The organism is Sneathiella marina (genome assembly GCF_023746535.1).
GTDB classification, from domain to species: domain Bacteria; phylum Pseudomonadota; class Alphaproteobacteria; order Sneathiellales; family Sneathiellaceae; genus Sneathiella; species Sneathiella marina.
Genome location: NZ_CP098747.1, coordinates 3,051,322 through 3,075,873, shown reverse-complemented (window position 1 = coordinate 3,075,873; position 24,552 = coordinate 3,051,322). Strand labels below are relative to the sequence as shown.

Sequence of the window (24,552 nt, the reverse complement as noted above, 5' to 3'; positions counted from 1 at the left end):
GCGGGAAATATGGCTGATCCGCAACCACGCGCCATGCCGGCATTGAGCAAACTGCCGGTCCCGTCGGTCGGTCCCGAAGATGTGCTGGTGGCGGAGGATGGCACGATTTATTGCGGGACCGGGGATGGCTGGATTTATCGCCTTGATCCGCAAACAGGGGCGGCGAAGACGCTGGTCAATAGCGGCGGCAGGGTTCTGGGACTCACCTTTCTGGACGATGCCACCCTTCTTGTTTGTGATGCGGAAAAGGGAGTGCTGGCCCTGGATCTGGCAACAATGTCGTTGCGGGTTCTGACCTTTGAGGTGGATGGGGTTCCCTTGACGTTTTGCAATAATTCCGATGTCGCCAAAGACGGAACTGTTTATTTCAGTAATTCCTCAACCCGCAATGGGATTGAGAATTCCACCCGGGAAACCCTGGAGAATATTCCCACAGGGTCCCTGTTCCGGCGTTTGCCGGATGGAGATATCGAGACATTGCTCAGCGGTCTGCATTTCGCCAACGGCGTTTGCCTTGCACCGGACGAAAGTTTTGTGCTGGTTGCGGAAACCGCGGCGGCACGGATTATGAAATATCACCTGACCGGCGACAGAGCGGGCCAGTCGGAAATTTTTGTCGATCAGTTGCCGGGCCTTCCGGACAACCTGTCCCTCGGATCTGACGGTCTGATCTGGGTGGCTCTGGTCGTGGCCCGGTCGAAGGACTTACAGAGGGTTCAGGCAAGTCCATTATGGGTGAGGAAACTGGTCGCCCGGTTGCCGGCTTTCCTGATTCCATCTCTGCCGCCCTTCCTTCGGGTTCGGGCTTATGCAGCGGACGGCAGTTGCCAGTTTGACTATGAGGGGCAAGGCGATGATTTCAGGATGGCGACAGGTGTGCGGGAGAAAAATGGTAAAGTATATCTGGGCAGTCTCGAAGAATCCGCCATCGCGGTTTTCGAGCATCGGGCCTGATCTTTCAACATATGAAAATTTCTAATGCTTTCGGCCAAACCCATCAAATTCATTCATGTTTATGAATTGACCAGCAGGCGATCCGTCGCCAGTTTCTTCCAGCCATAGACATTCAGCGGCCCCCGCGACTTGATCATCAGATAGCGGATCAGGCGACCCATCCGGGATTCCATTTTCAACAAATGCGGTAACGGCCCGTCGGAATATTGCACGACCCAGCGAATTCGGGCTTCACGCCGCGCCTGATAACTTTCCAGGGCCTGATCGATATTCTGCATGGCGAGGGCGTCGGCGAGAATGCCGGTATCCTCGAACGCGGCCGCAGCCCCCTGTTGAATAAGCGGGGAGCAGCCATTGGCCGCATCGCCGACAAAGGCAATCCGCCGATCATAGAACCGCGGTTCCGTCACCGAAAGGAGCCGCCCGGAAACGATTTTGACCTCGTCCAGTTTGGACAGGATTTCGGGCACCGGACCGCCATAGCCGGAAAAGATCCGCCGCAGGTTATCCGCCCCGTCGTCGGTCAGGTTTGCCGAGGGCGATTGTTCATGGATATGGCCATAGCAGTACAGCGTGTTGGCACTGAGGGGATAAGCCATGAATAAATCCGTCTTGCCCATCATGTAAAGGGGCTCCAGGCCATGCTCGGGCAGGGTGACGATAAAGCGCCAGCAGCGTATCTGATGATCGCGCAGGGTTTCCTGGCCCTCGTAATTCTGGGTCCGGACGGTGGAATGGATCCCGTCGGCGGCGACCACCAGGTCATATTTTCCGTCCAGCAATTCATAGGAACAGCTGACCTCCACCTGTTCGGCCACATGGGCAACCGAAAGCAGCTTGGTGTTATAGCGGATCTTGTGTTCCAGACCGGCACTGAGGGCGTCATGCAGGTCCTGACGCTTCATGGCAATAAACATTTCCTGATCAAAGGGCGGCTCTGTCAGGTCGGCCTTGCCGAGAATTTTACCGCTGGGCGTTGTGTAGTTGATTTCCCGGACCTGGTGATAGCGCCCCGCCAGACTATCGAATATCTTCAGATCCTTCAGTTCACGCACCGCATTGAAGGGCAGGGCGATGCCGGCCCCGGATTTAAACTCGGACGGTTTCTCGTCGATAATGTCAAAATCCAGACCAAAATGCTGCAGCCTGCGCGCCAGTGACAAGCCGGCAATACCGGCCCCGACGATCAGTATTTTCGAGGTCAAAACTGAAACTCCACATCCACCCAAAGGAGTGACAATCCTACCTGACTTTCCTCGCGCAAAAAAGCCAAGTTTTTCAACCTGCGCAATTTTCTCCTATTGTGCTATTTTGCCTCTGGTGAGAGTTGATTTTTTCTGATAATGACGATTTCTCTTTCGATTGAAGGAACGGGCTACTTGGACCAAACAGGACTGCATATCGCCAATGATGCCGATGGCTTTACGGAAACCTCCGGGTTGTCCTTTGAGGGCCTGCGCCAGTATGACAGCGAGGCGATCGCCATTGAAATCGAGCAATGCGACGACGCGCTGCATTTCCTGTATGCGGAAAAGATCGTCACGGCGGCGACAACCTTTCTGTCAAAATTCAACGGCACAAGCCTGTATGCGGCGAAAGCCAACCCCCATCCTGCCGTCCTCAAACTTTTGTGGAAGACCGGGATGCGGGATTTTGAAGTGGCGTCGGTTCGCGAGGTGGAGCAGATTCACGCCCTGCTGCCCGATGCAACGCTCTATTTCATGCATCCGGTCAAAAGCCGTAAAGCCATCCGAACCGCCTATGCGCTGGGGGTTCGGCATTTCGCCTTTGACAGCCTGGATGAGCTGCGCAAAATTCGCCAGGAAACCCGGAACGCCCCGGATCTGGCCCTGCATCTCAGGCTCAGCGTCTCCCAGGAGGGGGCTGAATACCCGCTCGGCAACAAGTTTGGCGCGACCTTGATTGAGGCGCCCTTGCTGCTGGTACATGCCCGGCAAATCTCGGAAAAACTGGGCGTGACATTTCATGTGGGATCGCAATGCCTTGACGTGACAGCCTATCATACAGCCCTCAAGGATATCGCCCGGTTGCTGGAGGGCGCCGGACTATCGGTGGATATGTTGAATGTGGGCGGCGGTTTTCCGGTCGCCTATCCGGATATGCCCATATTGCCTTTACCTGACTATTTCGACGGGATCCAGCAGGCCTTGACGGAGTTTGGTTTCGATAAGCTGGAGATATTCTGTGAACCCGGCCGGGCCCTGGTCGCTCAAGGCGGCGCGGTGGCGGTGCGCGTCGAAATGCGCCGCGGACACTCCCTGTACCTGAATGACGGCACTTACGGCGCCCTCTTCGATGCGGGGCAGCCGGGCTGGAATTTCCCACTGGAGCTGTATGGTGGCGGGCGGCTTGGCAAGAGTGATGAGATGGCCCTGTTTGAATTTTACGGCCCCACCTGCGACAGCATCGATAAAATGTCCGGACCCTTTTCCCTGCCGGCCGATGTGGCCGAGGGGGACTGGATAATCTTTCGAAGCCTCGGCGCTTATGGCTATGCCATGCAAACCAGATTTAATGGATTTTACTCCGAAACCACTGTCGCAATCACCGCAGAGACGACATCGGACTAATTGATCAACCTTAAAGGATCCGGCAGTTGAAAGAGTCACAGACGCCCAAGAGTAACGAAAAGGCGGCCCTGCTGTCGTCACCGGTCGAGCATATTGATTTCAAGAGCTTTGATGCCCGCCCGATCATCGACGCCATGGCGAAAATGTCCTTCACCTCGCGCGACCTGGCCCGCGCCACGGATATTTTCAACAAGGCCGTTGGCGAACCGGACGGTGCCGTCATCCTGACCCTGGCCGGGTCCACCTCGGCCGGTGGCTGCATGGATGTCTATCGGGATCTGGTGGCAACCGGCATGGTCGATGCGGTGGTATCCACGGGCGCCTCCATCGTTGATATGGATTTTTTCGAGGCGCTGGGCTTTCGTCATTATCAAGGGGATGTGGCAGCCGATGACAACGCCCTGCGCGCCCAGTATATCGACCGCATTTATGATACCTATATTGACGAGGAAGAGCTGCAAAGCTGTGATGAAACCATCAAGCTGATCGCCGATGGCCTGGAAAGACGGGCCTATTCCTCGCGGGAATTTATCTGGGAGATGGGGCGCTGGCTGAAACAGAATTCGGTCAAGAAAAACTCCCTGATTGAAACCTGCTATGACCATAACGTGCCCATATTCGTCCCGGCCTTTTCAGATTGTTCCGCAGGCTTTGGTCTTGTTAAACATCAAGTAGAACATCCGGAAAACCATATAACCATCGACAGCATAAAAGATTTTCGGGAACTGACGGAGATCAAGATCGCCGCGGGCACCACCGGGCTGCTGATGGTCGGTGGCGGGGTGCCGAAGAATTTTGTACAGGATACGGTGGTCTGCGCGGAGATCCTGGGCAAGGAAGTGGATATGCATAAATATGCCATCCAGATTACCGTGGCCGATGTGCGCGACGGTGCCTGTTCCTCCTCGACCTTGAAGGAAGCGGCCAGTTGGGGAAAGGTGGATACCACCTTTGAACAGATGGTGTTTGCCGAAGCCTCCTCGGTCCTGCCGTTGCTGGCCTCTGATGCCTATCATCGCGGGGCCTGGAAAGACCGGCCGCGCCGCAATTTCGCGCAGTTATTTACATGAGCCTTCCCTTTGTCGTCATGCCGCCGGGTGATGGCTTTCTCGGTCTTCCAGAAGAGGATGCGGTAAACTATGCCGAGGCGAAAGCCGTGATTGTGCCTTTCGGTCTGGAAGCCTCGGTCAGTTATGGCGGGGGCACCGCCGCCGGACCGGCGGCGATGATCAAAGCCAGCCATCAGGTTGAGCTGTTTGATGAGGATTTATGGCGGGAGCCGTTTCGCGATTTCGGCGTTGTCACCTTGGCCGAGCCGGATTTTCCCTCAAATAATATCGCGGCGGCGCTGGACATTCTGGAAGGATTGAACCGCCAATTACTGGCAGAGGATAAATTCCCCCTGGTCTTTGGCGGCGAACATTCCATTACGCCCGGGGCGATCCGTCCGTTCCTTGATAAATACCCGGATTTGATCCTTCTGCATTTTGATGCCCATGCGGATTTGCGCGATGGCCATGAGGGGGAGCATTACTCCCATGCTGCGGCCATGCGCCGGGTGCTGGATCATCCGACGGTGCCGGTTGTGTCCGTCGGCATCCGCAATATCTCCGCTGAAGAGATCCCGTTTCTGGAGGCCAATCGACATCGCATGGCCGTTCATTGGGGCAAGGATCGGGAGAGCTGGGATATGGAGGAGATTACCGCGCCCCTGAAAGGCCGGCCCATCTATGTGACCTTTGATCTGGATGGTTTTGACAGCTCGCTGATGCCGGCCACCGGGACACCGGAGCCCGGCGGGTTTTTCTGGAATGATGCCATGGCAATCCTCAAGGCCGCAGGCCAGGCAGGGACATTTGTCGGTGCGGATATTAATGAACTGGCCCCCATCAAAGACTTTCCGGCCCCGGATTTTCTGGCGGCCAAGCTGGCCTACAAAATCCTGTCTTACGGGCTCGCCGATTAAGGAAGATGGCGAAAAAGTGTCCCTGTAGACGGAGTCCTGCGGTTATATACATCACATTTATCTAAAAAAAGCCCTGATTGTGCGGTTTCGCTGCCGCATTTCTTTTGCATATTGCCATTTCAACAAAGAGGGAATGGGCATATGCGGGACCGTCAGACGAGAACTTACCACAAGAATATTGTTGGCTTGATCACTCATAAAATCAAAAATTCCTGGCAACAGATTATCGTTGCACTTGTTGCGTCAATCATCGCGACCCTCTGCGTGTTGAATGTTGTCATGGCGTCGGAACGCCCGGCGGCGGATATGTCGGCATTGAAGATGGTTCCCATGGGCGCGGAGCAGGTGGGGGAGGCCGTGACCGTCCAGCAGGCTGAAATTCTGTCGACGGAAATCTCCTCCGTGGTGACCGGGTTTATTGTCCGCACAACCGTGCGTCAGCAGTTTAAAAATCCATCATCTGAGTGGATGGAGGGGATGTATCAGTTTCCGCTGCCCGATGACGCGGCCGTTGACGAAATGGTCCTGATTATTGGCGAACGACGGATTGTGTCGGAAATCCAGGAAAAGAAACAGGCGCTTAAAACCTACCAAAAGGCGGCGGCCGCCGGTAAGAAGGCGGCTTTGTTAAGCCAGCAGCGGCCCAACATGTTTTCAACCGCCGTGGCCAATATTGAACCGGGCGGAAATATTGTTGTCGAGCTTAGTTTTCAGTCCATGGCGGCGCAGGATGGCGTCAATTTCAGCTGGCGCATGCCGCAAGCCATCACCCCCCGGTATAACTCACCCTCGGCGGCCACTTATATTCAGGACGCCAATGTCACCGCGCCCGATAGCCATTATGACCGGCGCGGGGATCGCAATCCCACCAGTTTTCGTATTCTGATGCAGAAGGCGGATGCATTATCGGCGTTGGAAAGTCCCTCCCATGATATCGATTTGAGCGAGGGAAGCGGCTCGGCCCGGGTGATAAAACTGTCCTCGGGCGCGATGCCGGCGGACAAGGATTTTGTTCTGCACTGGCAATATGCGCAAGGCGAGGAAGCCTCCACCGTGGTGTTTTTTGAAGACCGCGAAGACGCCCGCTATATCCTTGGCATGGTGCTCCCACCCAAAGCCGCGACGGAAGTCTCTTCGGCGCCGCGGGATATTACCTTCGTCATTGATGTGTCCGGTTCCATGCATGGTTTATCCATGGAGCAGGCGCGAAAAGCGCTTCGCAAGGGTCTTGAGCTGTTGGGGCCCCAGGACAGGTTTGATATCATTGCCTTCAATGACCGGACCTGGCGGCTGTTCGGCCAAAGCCGGCCGGTCAATGCTACCACCCTTGCCAAGGCCCATCAGTTTATCGGTGGATTGCAGGCGGATCGGGGGACAGAGATGTACCCGGCTTTGTCCGCGGCCCTGAAAGATGCCCGATCTGAAGATTACCTGCGGCAGATCATGTTCCTGACCGATGGCGCCGTCTCCAACGAGCAGCGGATGTTTGATTTGGTGAAGAAAACCGTTGGTCCGGCCCGTCTGTTCACGGTCGGTTTGGGCAGCGCGCCCAATGGCTGGTTTATGCGCAAAGCGGCGGAGCAGGGGCGCGGCGTCCATCTGCAGGTGAGCAATCTGGCCAATACCCAATTGGAACTGGAAAGCCTGTTTTACGATATGTCGGCGCCAACCTTGCAGAATATCCAATTGGGGTTGCCCGAGAACAGCGATTATTACCCGCGGCAAATCCCCGACTTGTTCGGACAGCGGCCGCTGACCTTTGTCGCCCGCCAGGATCAAGGCGTTGCGCCGATCCGCATCGCTGCCCTGGGGCCGCAAGGGCACCCATGGACCTATGATATCGAGATGAGCGATGCGTCGATGGGCAGCGGTATTTCCAAGCTTTGGGCCGGGCGCAAAATTGAATCCCTGACCGATGCCCGCAGCCGCGGCATGAGTGAGGATCTGGTGCGTCAGGCGGTGCTCGATGTGTCCCTGACCCATGGGGTGCTCAGTGAATTTACCAGCTTTGTCGCCGTCGACCAGACCCCGGCCCGGGTGCGCGAGGATTTCCTCAAGAAAGTGCAATTGAAAGGCAATCTGCCGCAGGGCACCAGTTGGGAGAAATTCTACGGTCCGAAAACCGCCTCGCCCATGATCTGGCAAATCACTTCCGGACTGGTCTTGCTGATGCTGGCAATTGCCCTGTTCTTTGCCGTACGCCGGCGGGCCGGGATATGATTGCCAGAACCGTTGCCTTCTTGCTTGTTGCCGTGTTGTTGAGCGTTGCCGGATGGCAGCTGGGGCAGGCGGGCCTGATTGCCGGCAAGGCCTGGGCGGCCCCGGTCCTGATCAAATGGTCGTGGGATCACCGGGACGCCGATGAGATGCCGGAAAAACCCTGGCCCTGGGCGGACAGCTATCCGATTGCCCGCCTGGAAGTGGCCGGTGAAGATATCACCCGCTTTGTCCTGGCCGGAGATAACATGCGCAATCTGGCCTTTGGTCCCGTCCTGTCCGAAGTGGCGGCGTCACAGATCCTGTTTGGCCATCGCGACACCCATTTCAGGTTCCTGAAAAACCTGACGCCGGGGCAGTCCCTGTCCTTTCAAAAAGCCGGCGGTCCGGCCCGTAACTGGCGGGTTCAGCAGGCGGATATTGTCGCGGCTGATGCGCTGTCCGTCCCCGCAGCGGCGGCGGACCCGGCCCTCCTGCTGGTCACCTGCTATCCGTTTGATGCGATGGAGACGGAAACCGATCAACGCTATGTGGTCTGGCTGGTGCCCGATGATCAGCGTGCCCTTTAGCGCTTGGCGAGGCCGTCCTGACCCATGCGCCAGAGGCAGGTATCGATACGGTCCTGACCGAAAAACGCTTCATTCTTATAGGCCAGCGTCGGAACGCCCCAATGACCGGACGCTTCCAGGGCTTTCTGGTTCTCACCGGTTTTTGCGGCATAAGCATCGAACTGCCCGTCAATCAGGCTGTCGAGATGGGCGAGGTCAAAGCCGGCCCTTTCGGCGGCTCTGGCCAGATGATCGCCTTCATGCCAGCCCTTGGTGTCCCCGTTCCAGATCAGTTTCGAAATCTCGTCGGTGAACGCCAATCCGTCGCCGGTTTCGCTGGCGGCAATGCCCAGATGGGTGAGGCGGTGAATATGCGGCTGTTCCGCCGGGATTTCACGGGTGACATTATTCATGGCGACCGGATCCGGGCTCGGCCAGCTGATCGGCGTCCCGTTCATGTCCCCGACACGCTGGACATCCTTCAGCAGGTAGGGAATCCACAAGGGATTGATCTGGGAGAAGAAATCCGGGTTGCGGATGGCGATGGGATAGACGGGCCGGACATTGACGGCCAAATCATATTCACGGCGGAGGTCGACAATTCGTCCTGTTGCCAGATAGGAATAGGGGCTTCTGTATGAATAGAACAGATCAACGCTATGCGTCATGGTTTCCTCCACGCTTCTGTGTTTGTTTGGTGACACCTTAGACGCCACTGTTGGCAAAGACTACCATCTTTTCTTTACCGTGATTGCAGGTGACGTCATTGTAATCCTAATATTTACCTGTGCGAGCGTAATAATTGCTCAATATTTATGAGTTAAAGACATCTTATGGCATTGTTACATATAATCATTCTCGCGCTGGTTCAGGGAATTACGGAATTTCTTCCTATCTCCTCCAGCGGACATTTGCTGATCATCTCTCCGCTGACCGGTTGGCCCGATCAGGGGCAGGTGCTGGATATCGCCGTGCATGTGGGCACCTTGGTTGCCGTGATTTTATATTTCCGCCGTGACATAGGGGAAATTGCCCGTGCACTTCTCACTCCCGGACGGCCTGAATCAGCACCGGCACTTCGATTATTCGGGCATGTCCTTGTTGCCAGTATTCCAGCCGTCATTGCCGGCGGATTGTTATATTTTCTGGTGACGCTTGATATGCGATCGATCCTGCTTGTGGCGATGACGACGATCATATTCGGGATTCTGCTGGGCTGGGCCGATAAAAGCTATCCGGTGAACAACTCTCTTCGGAAAATGAACCATAAAGATGCGTTGATTATCGGGCTCTTCCAGATTTTCTCCCTTCTGCCCGGCACCAGCCGATCGGGCGTGACCATGATGGCCGCGAGAATGCGCGGTTTTGACCGGACGGAGGGCGCCCATTTTTCCATGCTGCTGTCCATTCCGACAATCATGGGGGCCGGGACCCTGGGGACGCTCAGCCTGCTGGACGCCGGAAATGCCGAGTTCAATAGGGATGCGATCCTTGCGGCCGGCATTTCTTTTGTATTCGCTCTGGCAGCGATCAGCTTGTTGATGGCCTGGATAAGCCGCATCGGCTTCATGCCGTTTGTCATTTACCGTCTGGCGCTTGGTGCCTTGCTCCTCGGCGTATATTTTCTTGGCTGACGGCAGACGCAATTTAGAATATTATTAAAGCTTGATAATTCGCTGTTAAAGCACCATCTGTAACCGAATGGGGTTTGTTAGGGATGGAAAGCATCATGTTCAGGTCAAATTCTGTCGGTAAGTCAAAAGCAGGTCTTGTTTGCGGAACTGTTTTGGCGCTGAGTGTTTATACGGTTTCCGCCGCCGCCGCGGAAAAAATCACCGAGCTTAAACATTCGGTTTATGTGGGTGGCCTGTTTCTGGGCAGTATCGATACGGAAATTGGCGAAGAAAACAACAATTACCGCATCGAAAGCATTGCCAATACCAGCAAGACATTTGATTGGGCCTTCAAGTGGATCGCCAAGGGAAAGACCGTTGGCCTGATTGACGACGATAAAATTTCCCCGTTTCTTCACCGGCATGAAAGCTCGTGGAATAAAAATGTCCGCTCGGCGACCATGAATTATGATCCATCGGGAAGCGTCGAGGTTGAAACGACGGGCAAGATTTCTTCCGATCCGAACAAATATACGCCCATAGATCCCGGCAGCCTGACCAATAGTATTGATCCGATGTCCGCCATGTTGCTGGTGTCCAACCGGTTGGAATCCGGGCAGGGATGTAATGCGGAAGTCGCCGTTTTCGACGGCCGCCGCCGATATGACGTCAAGCTGACGGAAAAAGACAGCCGGCTGTTCAAACCCTCACGATATTCGGTCTTCGCTGGCGAGGCGATCGGATGCAAAATCGATATTGTCAAAAAAGGCGGATTTAAAAAAGGGCAGGACAATTATGATCGCATGAACCAGGAGATTGTGGTCTGGGCCGCAGCCCCCGTCGCCGGTGCACGGGTCGTGCCTGTGAGAATGCAGGTCAGCACTGATTTTGGCAGAATGGAGCTTCACTTAGAAGAATATCATGAAGGACCTATCCAACTGGTGAGTAGAAACGCCAAATAAACAGAGTGCATTTTTATCTTGTTTGACTTCAGCTTTATGGGAAGGGGCGCCTTTTGCAGCTGACAACAAATTTTACATTGCAGGAACTCATCAAAAGCCAGACGGCATTGCGTCTGGATATCCGAAACATCCCGAGTGAAGAGGAAGTCGCCAATTTAAGACTGGTTGCAGAACATATTTTACAGCCCGTTCGGGATCATTTTAAAATTCCGTTTGTGCCAACCAGTGGCTATCGATGTCGCGCTCTAAATCGCGCCTTGAAATCAAAGGATACATCGCAACATATTAAAGGTCAGGCAGTGGATCTGGAAATTCCGACGATCTCTAATCTGGATCTGGCGAGCTGGATACGGGATACGCTCAAATTTGATCAACTCATTCTTGAGTTTTACACTGCAGGCGACAAGGCAAGTGGGTGGGTGCATTGCTCATATGTGGAGAAGAACAGACGTATGGCCGTTATAAATATAGCGGATGATAAAGAAAAACAGTCAGCATTCGCCTAACGAAATGCCTTCAAGCTGAAGAATGCGGATACTTCACGGGTTTGAAAAGAACCGAACAGCTGATATGAACCGATAAGCAGAATGTAGCAGTATATATGGGGCAGCAACATGGCAGATACAGATACCGCTGGTAGATTTGGGATGCGACGGCGATCGTTAGAGGAAACGGAAGGCCGGGCGCATAAATATCTGGAAGAGGCACTGGATCAAAATAAACGAGAGGGGCTGCTGCTTTCCGTGCGGGCAAGAACAATATCTCTTGTGGTCATCGGCGTGTTTGTTGCTTTTCTAAATCCCCATTATTCTGTCATTTATTATGAAGTTCTGTTGGTCGGGTTTGCCCTTATCGGCTGGGCCCAGCTAAAAATCGGCCGGGTAGGCCGGTCCCGGGCAGAGTTGCTTTTACTGTTTTTGGATCTAGCGTTAATGACTGTCGTTCTTGCCGTTCCAAATCCTCTGGATCCTCGCGACTGGTCAGTTGGCATGCAGTATAAATTCAACAACTTCACCTATTTCTATGTCCTTTTAGCCGGGGCCACCCTGGCCTATTCCTGGCGGACATTATTTGCGGTCGCCGGATATACGACGTTACTCTGGATGGGCGCTTATTTTTGGGCAAAGGAACAACCCTCCAGTATTGCCGACCTCACCGACAAGGTGACAGCGGCGGTTTCGGACTACCCGCATATTCTGGAATTTATCGACCCTAACAATGTTCAACTTGAGCCGCGGATACAAGAGGTTCTGCTGTTCGCGATTGTCGCGGGTATTCTGGCGCTCAACAGTTGGCGGGCGAACCGTCTCCTTGTCAGACAAGCTGAGGCGGCCCGGGGCCGTGCGAATCTGGCGCGACATTTTCCGCCGAATATTGTTGATAATCTCGCGACCCGTGACCAACCCCTCGGCGATGTTCGCGAGCAACCGGTTGCCGTGTTGTTTGCCGATATCGTCGGCTTTACAAAAATGGCCGAGGCACAAACGCCGGACGCGATAGTGGCGCTTTTGCGCGAGTTTCATTCGCGCATGGAGGCTTGTGTTTTTGATAATGGCGGGACATTGGATAAATTTCTGGGGGATGGATTGATGGCAACATTCGGGACACCTGATACGTCGCCCGATGATGCCATGCATGCCCTTCAATGCGCACAATCCATGAACAATGTGATGAAAGAATGGAATGCGACCCGGCAGGACTCAAACTTGCCGCCCATACGGCTTTCCATCGGCATTCATTTCGGCCACGTTGTTCTGGGTGATATCGGTTCTGAGCGACGTCTTGAATATGCGGTGTTGGGAGATGTGGTCAATGTGGCAAGTCGGCTGGAAGCACTGACCCGGCCGCTCAATGCCTCCGTTCTGGTAAGCGATGCTGTCATTGAAGCTGCGGGAGGCCCGGATACGGCGGAGAAGCTAGGCTATAAAGCTACGGGACCCCAGGAAATCAGGGGCCGGGAACAAACAATCAGCGGCTGGCAATTGAGCCATGATACGGAATGAATTAATTATATTTTCAAGCCATTTGCCCCATTGCTTTTTTCAATAGTTATGTAGACACTCTCCTCAAATACAGAAGGGGAGTGTCGCATGAAAGCAGCCGTGTGCCGGGCGTTCGGACAGCCGTTGGAAATTGAAGATTTAACCCTGGCGGCCCCGCAAGCCGGCGAAGTCAAAGTGACTTTGGCAGCCTGTGCAATTTGCCATTCGGACCTGACTTTCATGGAGGGGGGATGGGGCGGTCAGCTTCCCGTCATTCTCGGGCATGAGGCGTCCGGTATTGTCGGCGAAATTGGCGAGGGTGTTGTCAATGTTCAGGTTGGCGATCGGGTGCTGGTAACCTTGTTGCGGTCGTGCGGCCATTGTGGTGATTGTGAAAGCGGGGAGCCCTATATTTGCGGGACATCCTTTCCCATTGATAGGGACAGCCGCGTGTCGACTTCCTCTGGTGACAAGGTTGGCCAGGGCCTCAAGACCGGGGCCTTCGCCGAGGAAGTAGTGGTTAATCAGTCTCAAGTCATTCCGATACCGGCCACTATCCCGCTGGACGCCGCCTCCCTTCTTTCTTGCGGCGTGATCACCGGTCTCGGGGCGGTCGTGAATACGGCCAAGGTTGAATATGGCAGCTCGGTTGTCGTCATCGGCTGTGGCGGTGTGGGGCTGAACTCCGTGCAGGGGGCCGGTCTCGTCAATGCCTACCCGATTATTGCGCTGGATCTGGTGGAGAGCAAACTGCAAGCAGCACAGGATTTCGGAGCCACACATATGATCAATCCGCTGGTCAATGATGCGCAGGAAAAAGTTATGGACCTGACATCGGCGCGCGGGGCAGATTATGTCTTTGTTGCGGCCGGAAGCCCTAAGGCGTTTGAGCAGGGGCTGGATCTTTTGGCACCCTCGGGGACGCTGGTGATTGTCGGCATGCCGCCAACGGGCCAGAAAATTTCCGTCGAGGCCGGTAACATCGCCGGGGCAGGGCAAAAAATTATTGGCAGTAAAATGGGATCAACACGGCTGCGCATCGATATCCCAAAACTGGTGACGCTGTATGAGAAGGGCCGTCTGAAACTCGACGAGCTAATAACCGGCCGCTACCCGCTGGAGGATATCAATCAGGCCATTGATGAAGTCCGGGCGGACAAAGCCCTTCGCAATGTCGTTATATTTGGGGACTCAGTATGAAAATCACGGATCTGAAAACCTATGTCGTTGGAACGCCGCCGCCGCATTGGGGGGGACAGTTCTGGGTTTTGCTCAAATTAACGACGGATACGGGCATTGAGGGTATCGGGGAGGCTTATGCCGTGCCGTTCCACCCCAAGGTTACCGTTAAAATGATCGAAGATGTTTTTGAGCGCCGCGTCGCCGGTAAAAACCCTTTTCATATAGAGCGTATGTGGCGGCAGGTATATTCCAGCGGCTATACACAGCGACCGGATATATCCATGATGGGGGTTCTCAGTGCGCTTGAAATGGCCTGTTGGGATATTATCGGCAAGGAAACCAATAAACCGGTGTATGAATTGCTGGGCGGCCGTGTGCATGAAAAGCTGCGCTCCTACACCTATCTCTACCCGAAAGAGGGGGATCCCGTCGATGTCTATATCGATCCGGATATGGCGGCGGAACGCGCGGCAGAAAATGTGGCGCTTGGTTTCACCGGAGTTAAATTTGACCCGGTTGGGCCTTACTCGGCGTTTGATCCGCGGCAGCCGTCGCTGGAACGCATGGATATTTCGGAAAAACTGGTCAAAAGGGTGCGGGAGGCTGTTGGTGACAAGGCAGATCTTCTGTTCGGAACCCACGGCCAGCTGACCACATCCGGCGCCATTCGATTGGCTCGCCGACTGGAAAAATATGACCCGTTGTGGTTTGAAGAACCAACCCCGCCGGAGAACCCCAACGAAATGGCGAAGCTCTCACGCCAGACGACAATTCCTGTCGCAACTGGCGAGAGACTCTGTACAAAATATGAATTTCACAGGGTGCTGGAAGCCGGGGCGGCGTCGATCCTGCAGATGGCGCTGGGCCGTGTCGGCGGGTTGCTGGAGGGCAAGAAAATTGCCAGTCTGGCAGAAGTGTATTATGCCCAGATTGCGCCGCATATGTATTGCGGCCCGGTATCGGCCATGGCGGATATCCAGCTCAGCACCTGCACGCCGAACTTCCTGATACAGGAGAGCATCAATAGCATGGGTGACTTCCATGCGGAGATCCTGAAGGAACCGATCCAGTGGCAGGATGGGTATATCATTCCGCCAACGAAACCGGGTCTGGGGATTGAGCTAAATGAAGATGTGATCGCGGCTCATCCGTTTACGGGCACGGAATTGCATCTGGAAATGGTCGATGATCCGGCGACTTTTGACTAGAAACCGCTAGCCAAAATTCATATCGGCAACAAACGGATTGGTTTGGCGCTCCCGCCCGAATGTCGACATATCCCCATGTCCGGGGACGAACGCGATGTCATCGCCAAGCGGCCACAGCTTTTCGCGAATTGAATGGATAAGATCCTCATGGTTGCCTCGCGGGAAGTCGGTGCGGCCAATGGATCCTTGAAACAAGACGTCGCCGACAATGGCAATTCGCGCCTCAGGGTGAATAAATACCACATGACCGGGCGTATGGCCGGGGCAGTGAACCACATCAAAACTTTGATTGCCGACGGTTACCTTGTCATTATCTTCCAGCCACCGATCCGGCGTAAAGGCATAGGATGTCGGGAAGCCGTATTTCGCACATTGAACTGGAAGCTGATCGATCCAGAATTTATCGTCTATGTGCGGGCCTTCGATTGGGACGCCGAGTTTTTCATGGAGTTCCTGCGTGCCACCGGCATGATCCAGATGGCCATGGGTGATCAGTATCTTCTCGATTTCGACGCCTTGATCTTCCGCGGCTTTCAGGATTTGATCGAGATCACCGCCGGGGTCAACGACCGCGCCCTTCATGGTATCCTCGCACCAGATAAGGCTGCAATTTTGGGCAAATGGGGTAACCGGGATAATGACTGCTTTCATTTTTATTCGGATTTATGGGTCAATCCGTCCTTCTTGACTGGGGTGTTCAGTATTTGGGGGGGAGCGATTATCTTTTCAAGGCGCCAAGTATCCCGCGCTCAAGTGCTTTTACGATTGATCTTCCAACCGTGGTGCCAATGGATCTGAGCAAGGATTTAAAAGCGGCTTCCCCGGCACTCTGCCGGTTGGAGGCCCGTTTTTTCGGCGCCGTTTTCTCTTTTTCCTTCGCCGCCTTTTCAGCTGCTCTTGCGGCTTTTTCGGCCCGTTCCTGCAGGATTTCATAGGCGGATTCATTGTCGACCGCTTGATCATACTTATCCGCCAGATCACTTTCCGTGATCTCGCTCTTGCGGGCGGTTTTTGTCACCGGACCCAGTTTCGACGAAGGCGGCCGGATCATTGTCCGCTGGACGATGGAGGGTTGTCCTTTTGCCTCCAGGGTTGAGATCAGGGCTTCACCAACTCCAAGTGTCGTTATGACATCCTCCACATCAAAGGCCGGGTTTGGACGATACGTCTGGGACGCCAGGCGAATGGCTTTTTGCTGTTTGGGGGTAAAGGCCCGCAAGGCATGCTGGATACGGTTGCCCAATTGGCCAAGAACAGAATCCGGAATATCCCCGGGGCTTTGCGTAACAAAGAAGACCCCCACACCCTTGGACCGGATTAACCGGACAACCTGTTCTATTTTTTCCAGCAATGCCTTTGGGGCATCCTTGAACAATAAATGCGCTTCATCGAAGAAAAACACAAGTTTCGGACGGTCAGAATCTCCGGACTCCGGTAATTCCTCAAACAGTTCCGACAGCATCCAGAGCAGGAAAGTGCCGTATAACCGCGGAGAATTCATGAGCTTGTCCGCCGCAAGGATGTTTACTTTGCCCCGGCCTTCTGTGTCGGTTCTGATAAAGTCATTCAGGTCAAGTGCGGGCTCGCCGAAGAACTGACTGGCGCCTTGATTGTCAAGCCGCAGCAATGAGCGCTGGATGGCACCAATGGATTGCGGGGAGACATTCCCGTATTCAGCGGAAATCTCTTTTCGCTGCTCATTTACGGATCCGAGAAGCGCTCGCAAATCCTTCAAATCCAGCAACAACAATCCCTGCTCATCCGCTACTCGAAAGGCAATATTTAGAACACCTTCCTGCGTATCGTTAAGCTCCAGCATGCGGGCCAGCATAAGGGGGCCGATCTCGGAGACAGTGGTTCGAACCGGATGTCCTTGCTTGCCGAACAGATCCCAGAAGACGACCGGATAGGGCTGTCCGGCAAATTCATCCGAAAAACCGATCAGGTCGGCTCGTTTTTTTAGAAACCCTTCCATTTTCGAGGGGCGGCACATTCCAGACAAATCGCCTTTGGCATCAGCAAGGAAAACCGGCACCCCGGCGGCGGCAAAGCCTTCTGCCAAAACCTGTAATGTTACGGTTTTACCGGTTCCGGTTGCGCCGGCAACCAATCCGTGTCGATTGCCCCATTTGAGCGGCAGATATTGATTGGCGCCACTGCCATTGTCACTTTTGCCAATAAATATGGCGTCATCCACCAAACAATCCATAACATCGCCACCTGTTGTCTTCGAGTATTCTTAAGCCAGTACTTATCTATATACGGTTTTCGGAATTTATACAGGTTGTTTGGCCGCCTCAAGCATCCATTCGCGAATGGCCACTAATTTAGGACGGCTTGCTTTGCGCGTGGTCGAGACAATATGAAAAGGAAAGCCGGACCGGCGGACAATATCAAAGGGTTTTACGAGCCGGCCGGCCTTGATATCTTCCTGGACAAGGGCGTCGATACCGATGGCGACCCCAAGCCCGTTAATAGCGGCATGCTGTACCATATTTGCACTTTCAAACTGTAACCCTTTGCTCGAATCAATACTGTCCAGACCTGCCATATGAAGCCATCTCGGCCAATCCGTCGGTCGCGGATTTTCATGTAAAAGAACAACATTCTGCAAATCCGCAGGATGCTTGATTTGTTCCGCTATTTTCGGGCTGCAGACAGGATAGGTATCCACGTCCAGTAGCTTGTCGATTTGCATCCCTTTTACGGTGGTTCCCTCTGCCAATACCTGTATGGATAAATCGAAATCATCGCGTTCGTAATCTGCAGGGTTCAAGGACGTAATGAGCTGTATGTCAATTTCCGGGTATTTTTCATAGAGATTGGCCCATCGGGGGATGAGCCAATTGATCGCGAATGTCGGATACGTGCAGATCGAGAGGGCATTTCGAAGGGTTTCGCTTCTCAACCGCACTGAGGCCGCAGAAAGTTTTTCAAGCGGTACCGTAACTTCTGAAAGATATTGGCGTCCCACGGCCGTGAGTTCGACCTTCTTGTGATGGCGGTGGAAAAGCGTCTTGCCGAGATAATGCTCAAGGCTTTGAATTTGGCGGCTGACGGCTCCGGGAGTTACGCCAAGCTCTTCTGCTGCTTGATTGAAACTCAAATAACGGCAAGCCGCCTCAAATGCCCTAAGACCTGATGTTGAGGGGATATGTAGCATAACTTGGTACCTTTGCGTGAGTATTTGGCAATCATACCATGCGGAATATTCGATTGTCTAATGCTCTGCTGAAGCGCAAGGTAAAGCCCAATAAATGATCAGTCTGGTTGCATCTTCACCGAGGAAAAAAACGATGAATTCTATTAACAAGAAACAGCATTTCGTCCCGCATGAGTTGTCGGACTATGTGGCACCCGATTGCCACGGATTGAATTTCTACGATGTGGATGCCGGGCTGCAGGACCTTATGCATTGTTATATGCCAGAGGACCTGCGCCTCCATATGGAGCCCCATTTTAAGAATTTGGGTCAGATTGCAGGCACCGATCTTGACGATTGGTCCCGTGAAGCGGATCGGCATATTCCTAAACTGCATACGCGGGATGCGCGGGGCCGCAATGAAGACTGGATCGAATTTCATCCCTCTTATCGCAAAATGGAACAAGTAGCTTTTGGCGATTTTGGAATTCACAATATGTCCCGTAAAAGCGGTGTTCTCGGCTGGGATGGCATTGTTCCGCCTGCCGCCAAGTATATATTCCAGTATTTATTCGGACAATCCGAATTTGGGCTGCTTTGCCCGGTTTCGGCGACCGACAGCACGGCCATGCTGATCAAGAGTTACGCAGATGACAAGACCAAAGAGCGTTTCCTTGATCGGATGCTCAGCCAGGATATGAATGAAATCCTCAAAGGCGCCCAGTTTATGACGGAGAAAACGGGTGGTTCTGATGTATCCAATATTGTTCTTGAGGCCCGTGACGAAGGCGGCGTCTGGAAGCTATATGGTGAAAAATGGTTCTGTTCCTGTGCGGATGCGGACGTGACGCTTTTGCTTGCCCGCCCACAAGGGGCGCCGGAGGGGAACAGTGGTCTCGCCCTCTTTGCCTTGCCACGACATCTGGACGATGGTCGTCGCAATTCATACCGGATAGTCCGCCTGAAAGAGAAATTGGGAACGAAGTCCATGGCGTCAGGCGAAGTGATATTTGATGGCGCCGTTGCCTATCCGCTGGGGGATGTCGGTGCACATCCAAATGGCGGATTAAAGATGATGATGGACCAGGTGAATATATCTCGTCTTTCCCACGGTGTTCGTGCGGCGTCAATGATGCGCCGGTGCCTGAACGAAGCCCTGACCGTGGCGAACTACCGAAAAGCATTTGGCAGCACCTTGGTTGACAAGCCACTGCTGCGCCGGCAATTGATGAAACTGATGGTGCCAACCGAACAGGCTCTTTCAATGTTTATGTATGTTGCTGATAACCTTGATAAAGCGGATGCGGGTGATGAAGCTGCGGCCAAACGGACACGCATTTTGACACCGCTTCTTAAATATCGGACTGCCCGGGATAACGTGCGCGTCGCCACCGGTGCCATGGAAGTTCGTGGCGGCAATGGCTTTATCGAAGATTGGGTTAATCCACGCCTTGTCCGGGATGCCCATTTAGGAGTGTTGTGGGAAGGGACGTCGAATATTAATTCGCTTGACGTCACCACACGGGCAATTGCAAGAGTAGGGGCTCATGAGGATCTTGGTGAAGAATTAACGGCGCAGCTGGAGGATAATAAATCCCTTCCCGGCCAATATGCGGGACAGCTGAAAGGTCTGGTTGATCAGGCTGTTAAATTTGCAGAAGAGGTTGCGCGATCGGGGAAAGAAACCCATGCCCGCAAAGCATCAAGCGCGCTGTATCACGTAACAACCGCCACTTTGCTGGCGAATGAAGGCTCCATGCTCGGTGAAATGGGCCGGGATGCCCGTCGGTTGCTGTTGTCGCGGATGGTCGTGGATCATAAACTGAATTCCGCACAGCCGCTTTCGATGGAAAATGATGCTTTTGACACGGCGGCAACAGATGTGCTGTTGTCAGACAAGTCAATTGGCCTTGACGAAGCCAAGGGTATTCTTACCCTATGATCAAACGCCCTGTTGTCCCTACAATCCTGGAGTTAATATGAATATCGAAGCATCTATTCCCAAAGAAACGGAAAAGAAGGAATTGGAAGACTGGGTAGCGGATGACTGCCATGGCCTTAATTTTTTCGATATCGATCAAAGCCTTCAGGATTTACTGACCCTGTATCTGCCACAAGACCTGCGCGAGCATATGACCCCGGTTTATCGGCGATTGGGCGGCATCGCCGGAAACAGACTGGATGATCTGGCCCGGATGTGCGATCGGCATCCACCTGTATTGCATACCCGTGACGCAAGAGGACGGAATGAGGACTGGATTGAATTTCATCCGGCCTACCGGGAAATGGAGCAGTTGGGGTACGGGGAATTTGGTATCCATGCCATGTCGCATAAGCCGGGCGTATTCGATTGGCCTGAAAAAATTCCACCCATGGCTAAATATATTTTCCAGTATTTGTTTACCCAGTCGGAATTTGGACTGATGTGTCCAATTTCCGTGACAGATACCTCTGCAATGTTGCTTGAAAGATACGGTCCGGCCATCGCCAAGGACAAATATCTCGATCGCATGCTCAGTCAGGATGCCCCGAATAGCTACAAGGGCGCCCAGTTTATGACGGAGAAGATCGGGGGGTCTGAGGTCGCAAATTTCGCTGTCACGGCAAAACTGGAAGATGGCGAGTGGAAAATATACGGCGACAAATGGTTTTGCTCGTGCGCGGATGCAGATGTTTGCCTGGTGCTGGCGCGGCCGGAGGGAGCGCCGGACGGAAATTCAGGTTTAGCGATTTTTGCGGTTCCAAGACAGCTTGAGGATGGCCGCCGGAATAAATACCGCATTGTGCGCCTGAAAGATAAAATGGGTACAAAATCCATGGCATCAGGTGAAATCGTTTTTGACGGCGCCTTGGGGTATGCCTTTGGTGATGTCGGTGCGAAGCCTAATCCGGGCCTGAAGCAAATGATGGATCAGGTCAGCATGTCAAGGTTGTCCCATGGTGTCCGGGCCGCAGGGATGATGCGACGATGCCTGAACGAGGCGCTGGTGACCGCGAAAACAAGAAACGTTTTTGGTGAAGCCATAATTCACAAGCCGCTTCTTCGCCGGCAATTGCTGAAATTGATGGTCCCAACAGAGCAGGTCCTTTCAATGGTGATGCATGTGGCCAAAACATTGCACCAAGCGGACAGTGGGGATGAGGGCGCCAGGAAGCTCAATCGTATCCTGACCCCCTTGCTGAAATTCCGGGCGTGCCGGGACAATATTACTGTTGCCACCGGCTCATTGGAGATCCGGGGTGGAAACGGTTTTATTGAGGATTGGGTGAATTCCCGCCTGGTTCGGGATGCACATACCGGTTTGCTCTGGGAGGGAACATCCAATATCAACGCCCTGGATATCACGACACGGGCGATTGCAAAAACCGGTGCTCATGAAACTCTTGCCGAAGATTTAAAAGGCCGGATTGACACGACAGTTGGCATGCCGGGCCAATATGGCGGTGAGCTGGTGGGGTTGATCGACAGGGCAACATCATTTGCGGAAGAAATTGCTAAATCCGGGAATGAAACCCAGGCACGACAAGCGTCGGATGCTCTATATCATGTTACAACGGCAACATTACTGGCCGTGGAAGGCGCCGCGCTTGGTAAGGCAGGAGGAGACGCCCGCCGCTTGTTGTTATCGCGTTTGGTTGTTGATACCAGACTGCGGTCTCACGATCCTTTAAGTGTTGGTGATGATGCTTTCGAGATAGAAGCTGGAAACCGCTTATTACAGGACGAGCCTGTTTCTTTGGCGGATGTAACAGATCTGCTAACTCTTTGACGGTTTTCTCGCGAAAAAAATAATAAAAATAACGCGAGAAAACCGTAAATTCCCCGGCTGTGGCAATTTGCCGCTACCGGGGAATTTTTCTTAAAAACGCTATATAAACTGCCAAAAACCCGCAATTTTCACGTAAGTTTTCTGTAAATTGAACCGCTGAGGCGACCTGCGTCATCTGACCACATGGAATGTTCTTTAAAATACGGGAATTATTTCCTTAACCAGAGGCTGTCTTTCGTTGCCACTGGGGAATGTGCGACATGGGGAATAGAGAAAATGGCACTAGAATTGAGAGATCGAGATACCGGTGTATACGACGCCTATAAGGCGAAACCTTATCCTCCGCATAATCCTGAGGCGAAAGCTCGACCAATTCCGCTATCTCCATGTAACTGTTGTGCCGCCCATAAAAAGGCAATTTGTGCTTCTTTGGACGGTACGGAGCTGCACCGGTTCAGAAAGCTGAGCCAGGTTCGTCTGGTCAAGGCAGGGCAGTCAATTTATCGGGAATTGGATCCTGCAAATTATTTATACACGGTTGTTTCAGGCGAGGCACGGCTGTCAAGTTTACTGAATGACGGGCGGCGGCAAGTTACGGATTTCCGGGCCTGCGGTGACAAGCTAGGAGAACATATTCAAGGCTATTATTCAGCGAATGCTGAGGCGATAACCGACATGATTGTGTGCCAGATACCGCTTCCGGAACTGCAAGCTCGTATGAGTGAAATGCCGGGTCTACGTGTTTCGCTGATGGAAAAGATGGAAACCGAAATAAACCAGATGCGAAGCCATCTTATGTTACTGGGCCGAAAAACCCCCATCGAGAAAGTTGCAACCTTCCTGGTTGAACGCGCAAAGAAGTTTGAAAGCGCGACCGCTGAAAATACAGATATTGGCCTTTCCATGAGCAGGCGCGATATTGCTGACTATCTGGGTTTGACAATCGAAACCGTCAGCCGAACACTGACGGCCCTAAAAACAAAGGGTGTTGTGTCAATTCCATCTCCGGATCAGATATCTGTCCTTGATATGATGGAATTGAAATACCTGGCCGGGATAGAGTGATGACAGCTGCGTTAAAAAAAAGACTGGCTCAATCCGTTCCAAGATATACGAGCTATCCGACAGCACCGCATTTTTCCCCGGCCATTGATGCCCGAATTTACCGTCAGTGGTTATCGGAATTGGACCCAAATACGCCTCTTTCAATATATGTCCATGTTCCTTTTTGCCGGAAAATGTGCTGGTATTGCGGCTGTCATACAAAAGTAACTGCGAAATATGACCCGATTGCCGCATATGTAGATGCGATGCGGACGGAAATTGGTTTGCTGGCCTCCGCATTACCGGGAAAATTTTCCATTTCCCATATTCATTGGGGAGGTGGCACACCCACTATCCTGTCACCAACCGACTTCGGCAATATTATGCGATTGTTTGAGGATCATTTCGACTTCACTGACACGGCTGAGAAGGCAATCGAAATAGATCCCCGGACACTTGACGCACCGATGATTGAAGCACTGGCGACTGCGGGAATCAATCGCGCCAGTCTGGGGGTACAGGACTTTAGCCCGATTGTACAAAATGCGATAAATCGCGTTCAGCCTTTTGAAACTACTAAGGCTGTGACGGAGGATCTCCGGAGAGCCGGTATTTCCAATATTAATTTTGACCTGATGTATGGGTTGCCGTTGCAGAGCGAGGCTGACGTGCGGCACACCGTGGATTTGGCCCATAGCCTCAGTCCTGACCGTATTGCCTTGTTTGGATATGCGCATGTTCCCTGGATGAAAAGCCATATGAAGATGATCCAGGATCAAGACCTGCCGGACGGGCCACAGCGTTTGGCGCAAGCCACCGCTGCAGCTGATCGATTGACATCGCTGGGATACCAGAAAATTGGCCTCGATCATTTTGCGACGGAAAAAGATGATCTGACAACTGTTCGTGAAGAAGGTACGTTGAGCCGGAATTTTCAAGGATATACAACAGATAACGCAGAGACCCTTATTGGTATCGGCGCTTCCTCCATTGGCAGTTTACCCGGCGGTTATGTTCAAAATGTTGTGCCGATGCATGCGTATGAGGAAACGGTTCAAAACGGAGAATTTCCGGTTTCGAAGGGGATCGAGCTAAATCTCAGCGATAAAGTTCGGCGCCATATAATCGAGAGATTGATGTGCGATCTTGAAGTGGATTTAAATAGCGTAAGTAGATTGTATCAGATACCAGTTTCGGAATTTCGAGAAGAGTTGTCAGAGCTTTCCGAATTTGAAAATGAGGGCCTTGTAGATATCACCTTTAATCGATTGAAAGTAACGGATACGGGACGATTATTCGTCCGGACCATTTGCTCCGTGTTTGACCAATATCTAAATCAAGGGTTGGCGCGGCACTCAAAAGCAGTTTAAATT

21 protein-coding genes are annotated in these 24,552 nt (G+C 53.1%); 16 read left to right on the top strand and 5 right to left on the bottom strand.

Annotation, left to right across the window (positions count from 1 at the left end):
- The first annotated feature begins 9 nt into the window (after positions 1-9).
- Positions 10-954, top strand: a complete 945-nt coding sequence (locus NBZ79_RS14835; protein ID WP_251933326.1) for an SMP-30/gluconolactonase/LRE family protein — start codon at positions 10-12, stop codon at positions 952-954.
- Positions 955-1,013: 59 nt separating this feature from the next.
- Here NBZ79_RS14835 and NBZ79_RS14830 read toward each other — a convergent pair whose 3' ends face one another.
- Positions 1,014-2,159, bottom strand: coding sequence for an FAD-dependent monooxygenase (locus tag NBZ79_RS14830; protein WP_251933325.1), 1,146 nt, complete (start codon positions 2,157-2,159; stop codon positions 1,014-1,016).
- A 174-nt stretch (positions 2,160-2,333) separates the two neighbouring features.
- Between NBZ79_RS14830 and NBZ79_RS14825 the strand changes: the two genes are divergently transcribed.
- The 5 genes from NBZ79_RS14825 to NBZ79_RS14805 all read left to right on the top strand — a co-directional run bounded on the left by NBZ79_RS14825 (position 2,334) and on the right by NBZ79_RS14805 (position 8,297).
- On the top strand, positions 2,334-3,545 hold the full coding sequence (locus NBZ79_RS14825; RefSeq protein ID WP_251933324.1) for a type III PLP-dependent enzyme: 1,212 nt from the start codon (positions 2,334-2,336) through the stop codon (positions 3,543-3,545).
- Positions 3,546-3,571: 26 nt separating this feature from the next.
- A complete protein-coding gene (locus NBZ79_RS14820) occupies positions 3,572-4,615 on the top strand; it encodes a 1,9-bis(guanidino)-5-aza-nonane synthase (protein ID WP_251933323.1) in 1,044 nt (347 codons plus the stop codon).
- Positions 4,612-5,511, top strand: a complete 900-nt coding sequence (gene speB, locus NBZ79_RS14815) for an agmatinase (RefSeq protein ID WP_251933322.1) — start codon at positions 4,612-4,614, stop codon at positions 5,509-5,511. Before NBZ79_RS14820 ends, speB begins: the two co-directional genes overlap by 4 nt.
- A gap of 141 nt (positions 5,512-5,652) precedes the next feature.
- Positions 5,653-7,731 (top strand): marine proteobacterial sortase target protein, encoded by a 2,079-nt coding sequence (locus NBZ79_RS14810; protein WP_251933321.1) that lies wholly within the window; start codon positions 5,653-5,655, stop codon positions 7,729-7,731.
- The gene (locus tag NBZ79_RS14805) at positions 7,728-8,297 is read left to right on the top strand and encodes a sortase domain-containing protein (protein WP_251933320.1); all 570 of its coding nucleotides are present in this window, start codon (positions 7,728-7,730) and stop codon (positions 8,295-8,297) included. Before NBZ79_RS14810 ends, NBZ79_RS14805 begins: the two co-directional genes overlap by 4 nt.
- Here NBZ79_RS14805 and NBZ79_RS14800 read toward each other — a convergent pair.
- Positions 8,294-8,944 carry a 2-hydroxychromene-2-carboxylate isomerase gene (locus tag NBZ79_RS14800; RefSeq protein ID WP_251933319.1) on the bottom strand — a complete coding sequence of 217 codons (651 nt, stop codon included), beginning with the start codon at positions 8,942-8,944 and terminating at the stop codon, positions 8,294-8,296. The genes NBZ79_RS14805 and NBZ79_RS14800 overlap by 4 nt on opposite strands.
- Positions 8,945-9,109: 165 nt before the next feature.
- On the opposite strand from NBZ79_RS14800, the gene NBZ79_RS14795 reads away from it, so the two are divergent.
- The 6 genes from NBZ79_RS14795 (at position 9,110) to NBZ79_RS14770 (ending at position 15,223) form a co-directional block, all read left to right on the top strand.
- The gene (locus NBZ79_RS14795) at positions 9,110-9,910 is read left to right on the top strand and encodes an undecaprenyl-diphosphate phosphatase (RefSeq protein ID WP_251933318.1); all 801 of its coding nucleotides are present in this window, start codon (positions 9,110-9,112) and stop codon (positions 9,908-9,910) included.
- 95 nt (positions 9,911-10,005) lie between these two features.
- The gene (locus tag NBZ79_RS14790; protein WP_251933317.1) at positions 10,006-10,851 is read left to right on the top strand and encodes a DUF3108 domain-containing protein; all 846 of its coding nucleotides are present in this window, start codon (positions 10,006-10,008) and stop codon (positions 10,849-10,851) included.
- Between the two features lie 53 nt (positions 10,852-10,904).
- The gene (locus NBZ79_RS14785) at positions 10,905-11,357 is read left to right on the top strand and encodes a D-Ala-D-Ala carboxypeptidase family metallohydrolase (protein ID WP_251933316.1); all 453 of its coding nucleotides are present in this window, start codon (positions 10,905-10,907) and stop codon (positions 11,355-11,357) included.
- Positions 11,358-11,465: 108 nt separating this feature from the next.
- Complete coding sequence (locus NBZ79_RS14780) at positions 11,466-12,854, top strand: adenylate/guanylate cyclase domain-containing protein (RefSeq protein ID WP_251933315.1); 1,389 nt, start codon at positions 11,466-11,468, stop codon at positions 12,852-12,854.
- Between the two features lie 87 nt (positions 12,855-12,941).
- Positions 12,942-14,033 (top strand): Zn-dependent alcohol dehydrogenase, encoded by a 1,092-nt coding sequence (locus NBZ79_RS14775; RefSeq protein ID WP_251933314.1) that lies wholly within the window; start codon positions 12,942-12,944, stop codon positions 14,031-14,033.
- Positions 14,030-15,223 (top strand): mandelate racemase/muconate lactonizing enzyme family protein, encoded by a 1,194-nt coding sequence (locus tag NBZ79_RS14770; protein WP_251933313.1) that lies wholly within the window; start codon positions 14,030-14,032, stop codon positions 15,221-15,223. Before NBZ79_RS14775 ends, NBZ79_RS14770 begins: the two co-directional genes overlap by 4 nt.
- Positions 15,224-15,229: 6 nt before the next feature.
- On the opposite strand, the gene NBZ79_RS14765 is transcribed toward NBZ79_RS14770, so the two are convergent.
- From NBZ79_RS14765 to NBZ79_RS14755, 3 genes are all read right to left on the bottom strand, one after another.
- Positions 15,230-15,874, bottom strand: coding sequence for an MBL fold metallo-hydrolase (locus NBZ79_RS14765; protein WP_251933312.1), 645 nt, complete (start codon positions 15,872-15,874; stop codon positions 15,230-15,232).
- A gap of 67 nt (positions 15,875-15,941) precedes the next feature.
- On the bottom strand, positions 15,942-17,432 hold the full coding sequence (locus NBZ79_RS14760; protein ID WP_251933311.1) for a helicase HerA-like domain-containing protein: 1,491 nt from the start codon (positions 17,430-17,432) through the stop codon (positions 15,942-15,944).
- Between the two features lie 66 nt (positions 17,433-17,498).
- Positions 17,499-18,386: a LysR substrate-binding domain-containing protein gene (locus NBZ79_RS14755; RefSeq protein WP_251933310.1), complete on the bottom strand. Its 888-nt coding sequence runs from the start codon at positions 18,384-18,386 to the stop codon at positions 17,499-17,501.
- A 133-nt stretch (positions 18,387-18,519) separates the two neighbouring features.
- Between NBZ79_RS14755 and NBZ79_RS14750 the strand changes: the two genes are divergently transcribed.
- From NBZ79_RS14750 to hemN, 4 genes are all read left to right on the top strand, one after another.
- Positions 18,520-20,307, top strand: coding sequence for an acyl-CoA dehydrogenase family protein (locus tag NBZ79_RS14750; RefSeq protein ID WP_251933309.1), 1,788 nt, complete (start codon positions 18,520-18,522; stop codon positions 20,305-20,307).
- Between the two features lie 37 nt (positions 20,308-20,344).
- Positions 20,345-22,135, top strand: a complete 1,791-nt coding sequence (locus tag NBZ79_RS14745) for an acyl-CoA dehydrogenase family protein (RefSeq protein ID WP_251933308.1) — start codon at positions 20,345-20,347, stop codon at positions 22,133-22,135.
- A gap of 276 nt (positions 22,136-22,411) precedes the next feature.
- Positions 22,412-23,200: a Crp/Fnr family transcriptional regulator gene (locus tag NBZ79_RS14740; RefSeq protein ID WP_251933307.1), complete on the top strand. Its 789-nt coding sequence runs from the start codon at positions 22,412-22,414 to the stop codon at positions 23,198-23,200.
- Positions 23,200-24,549, top strand: coding sequence for an oxygen-independent coproporphyrinogen III oxidase (gene hemN / locus NBZ79_RS14735; protein WP_251933306.1), 1,350 nt, complete (start codon positions 23,200-23,202; stop codon positions 24,547-24,549). Before NBZ79_RS14740 ends, hemN begins: the two co-directional genes overlap by 1 nt.
- The last annotated feature ends 3 nt before the right edge of the window (positions 24,550-24,552 follow it).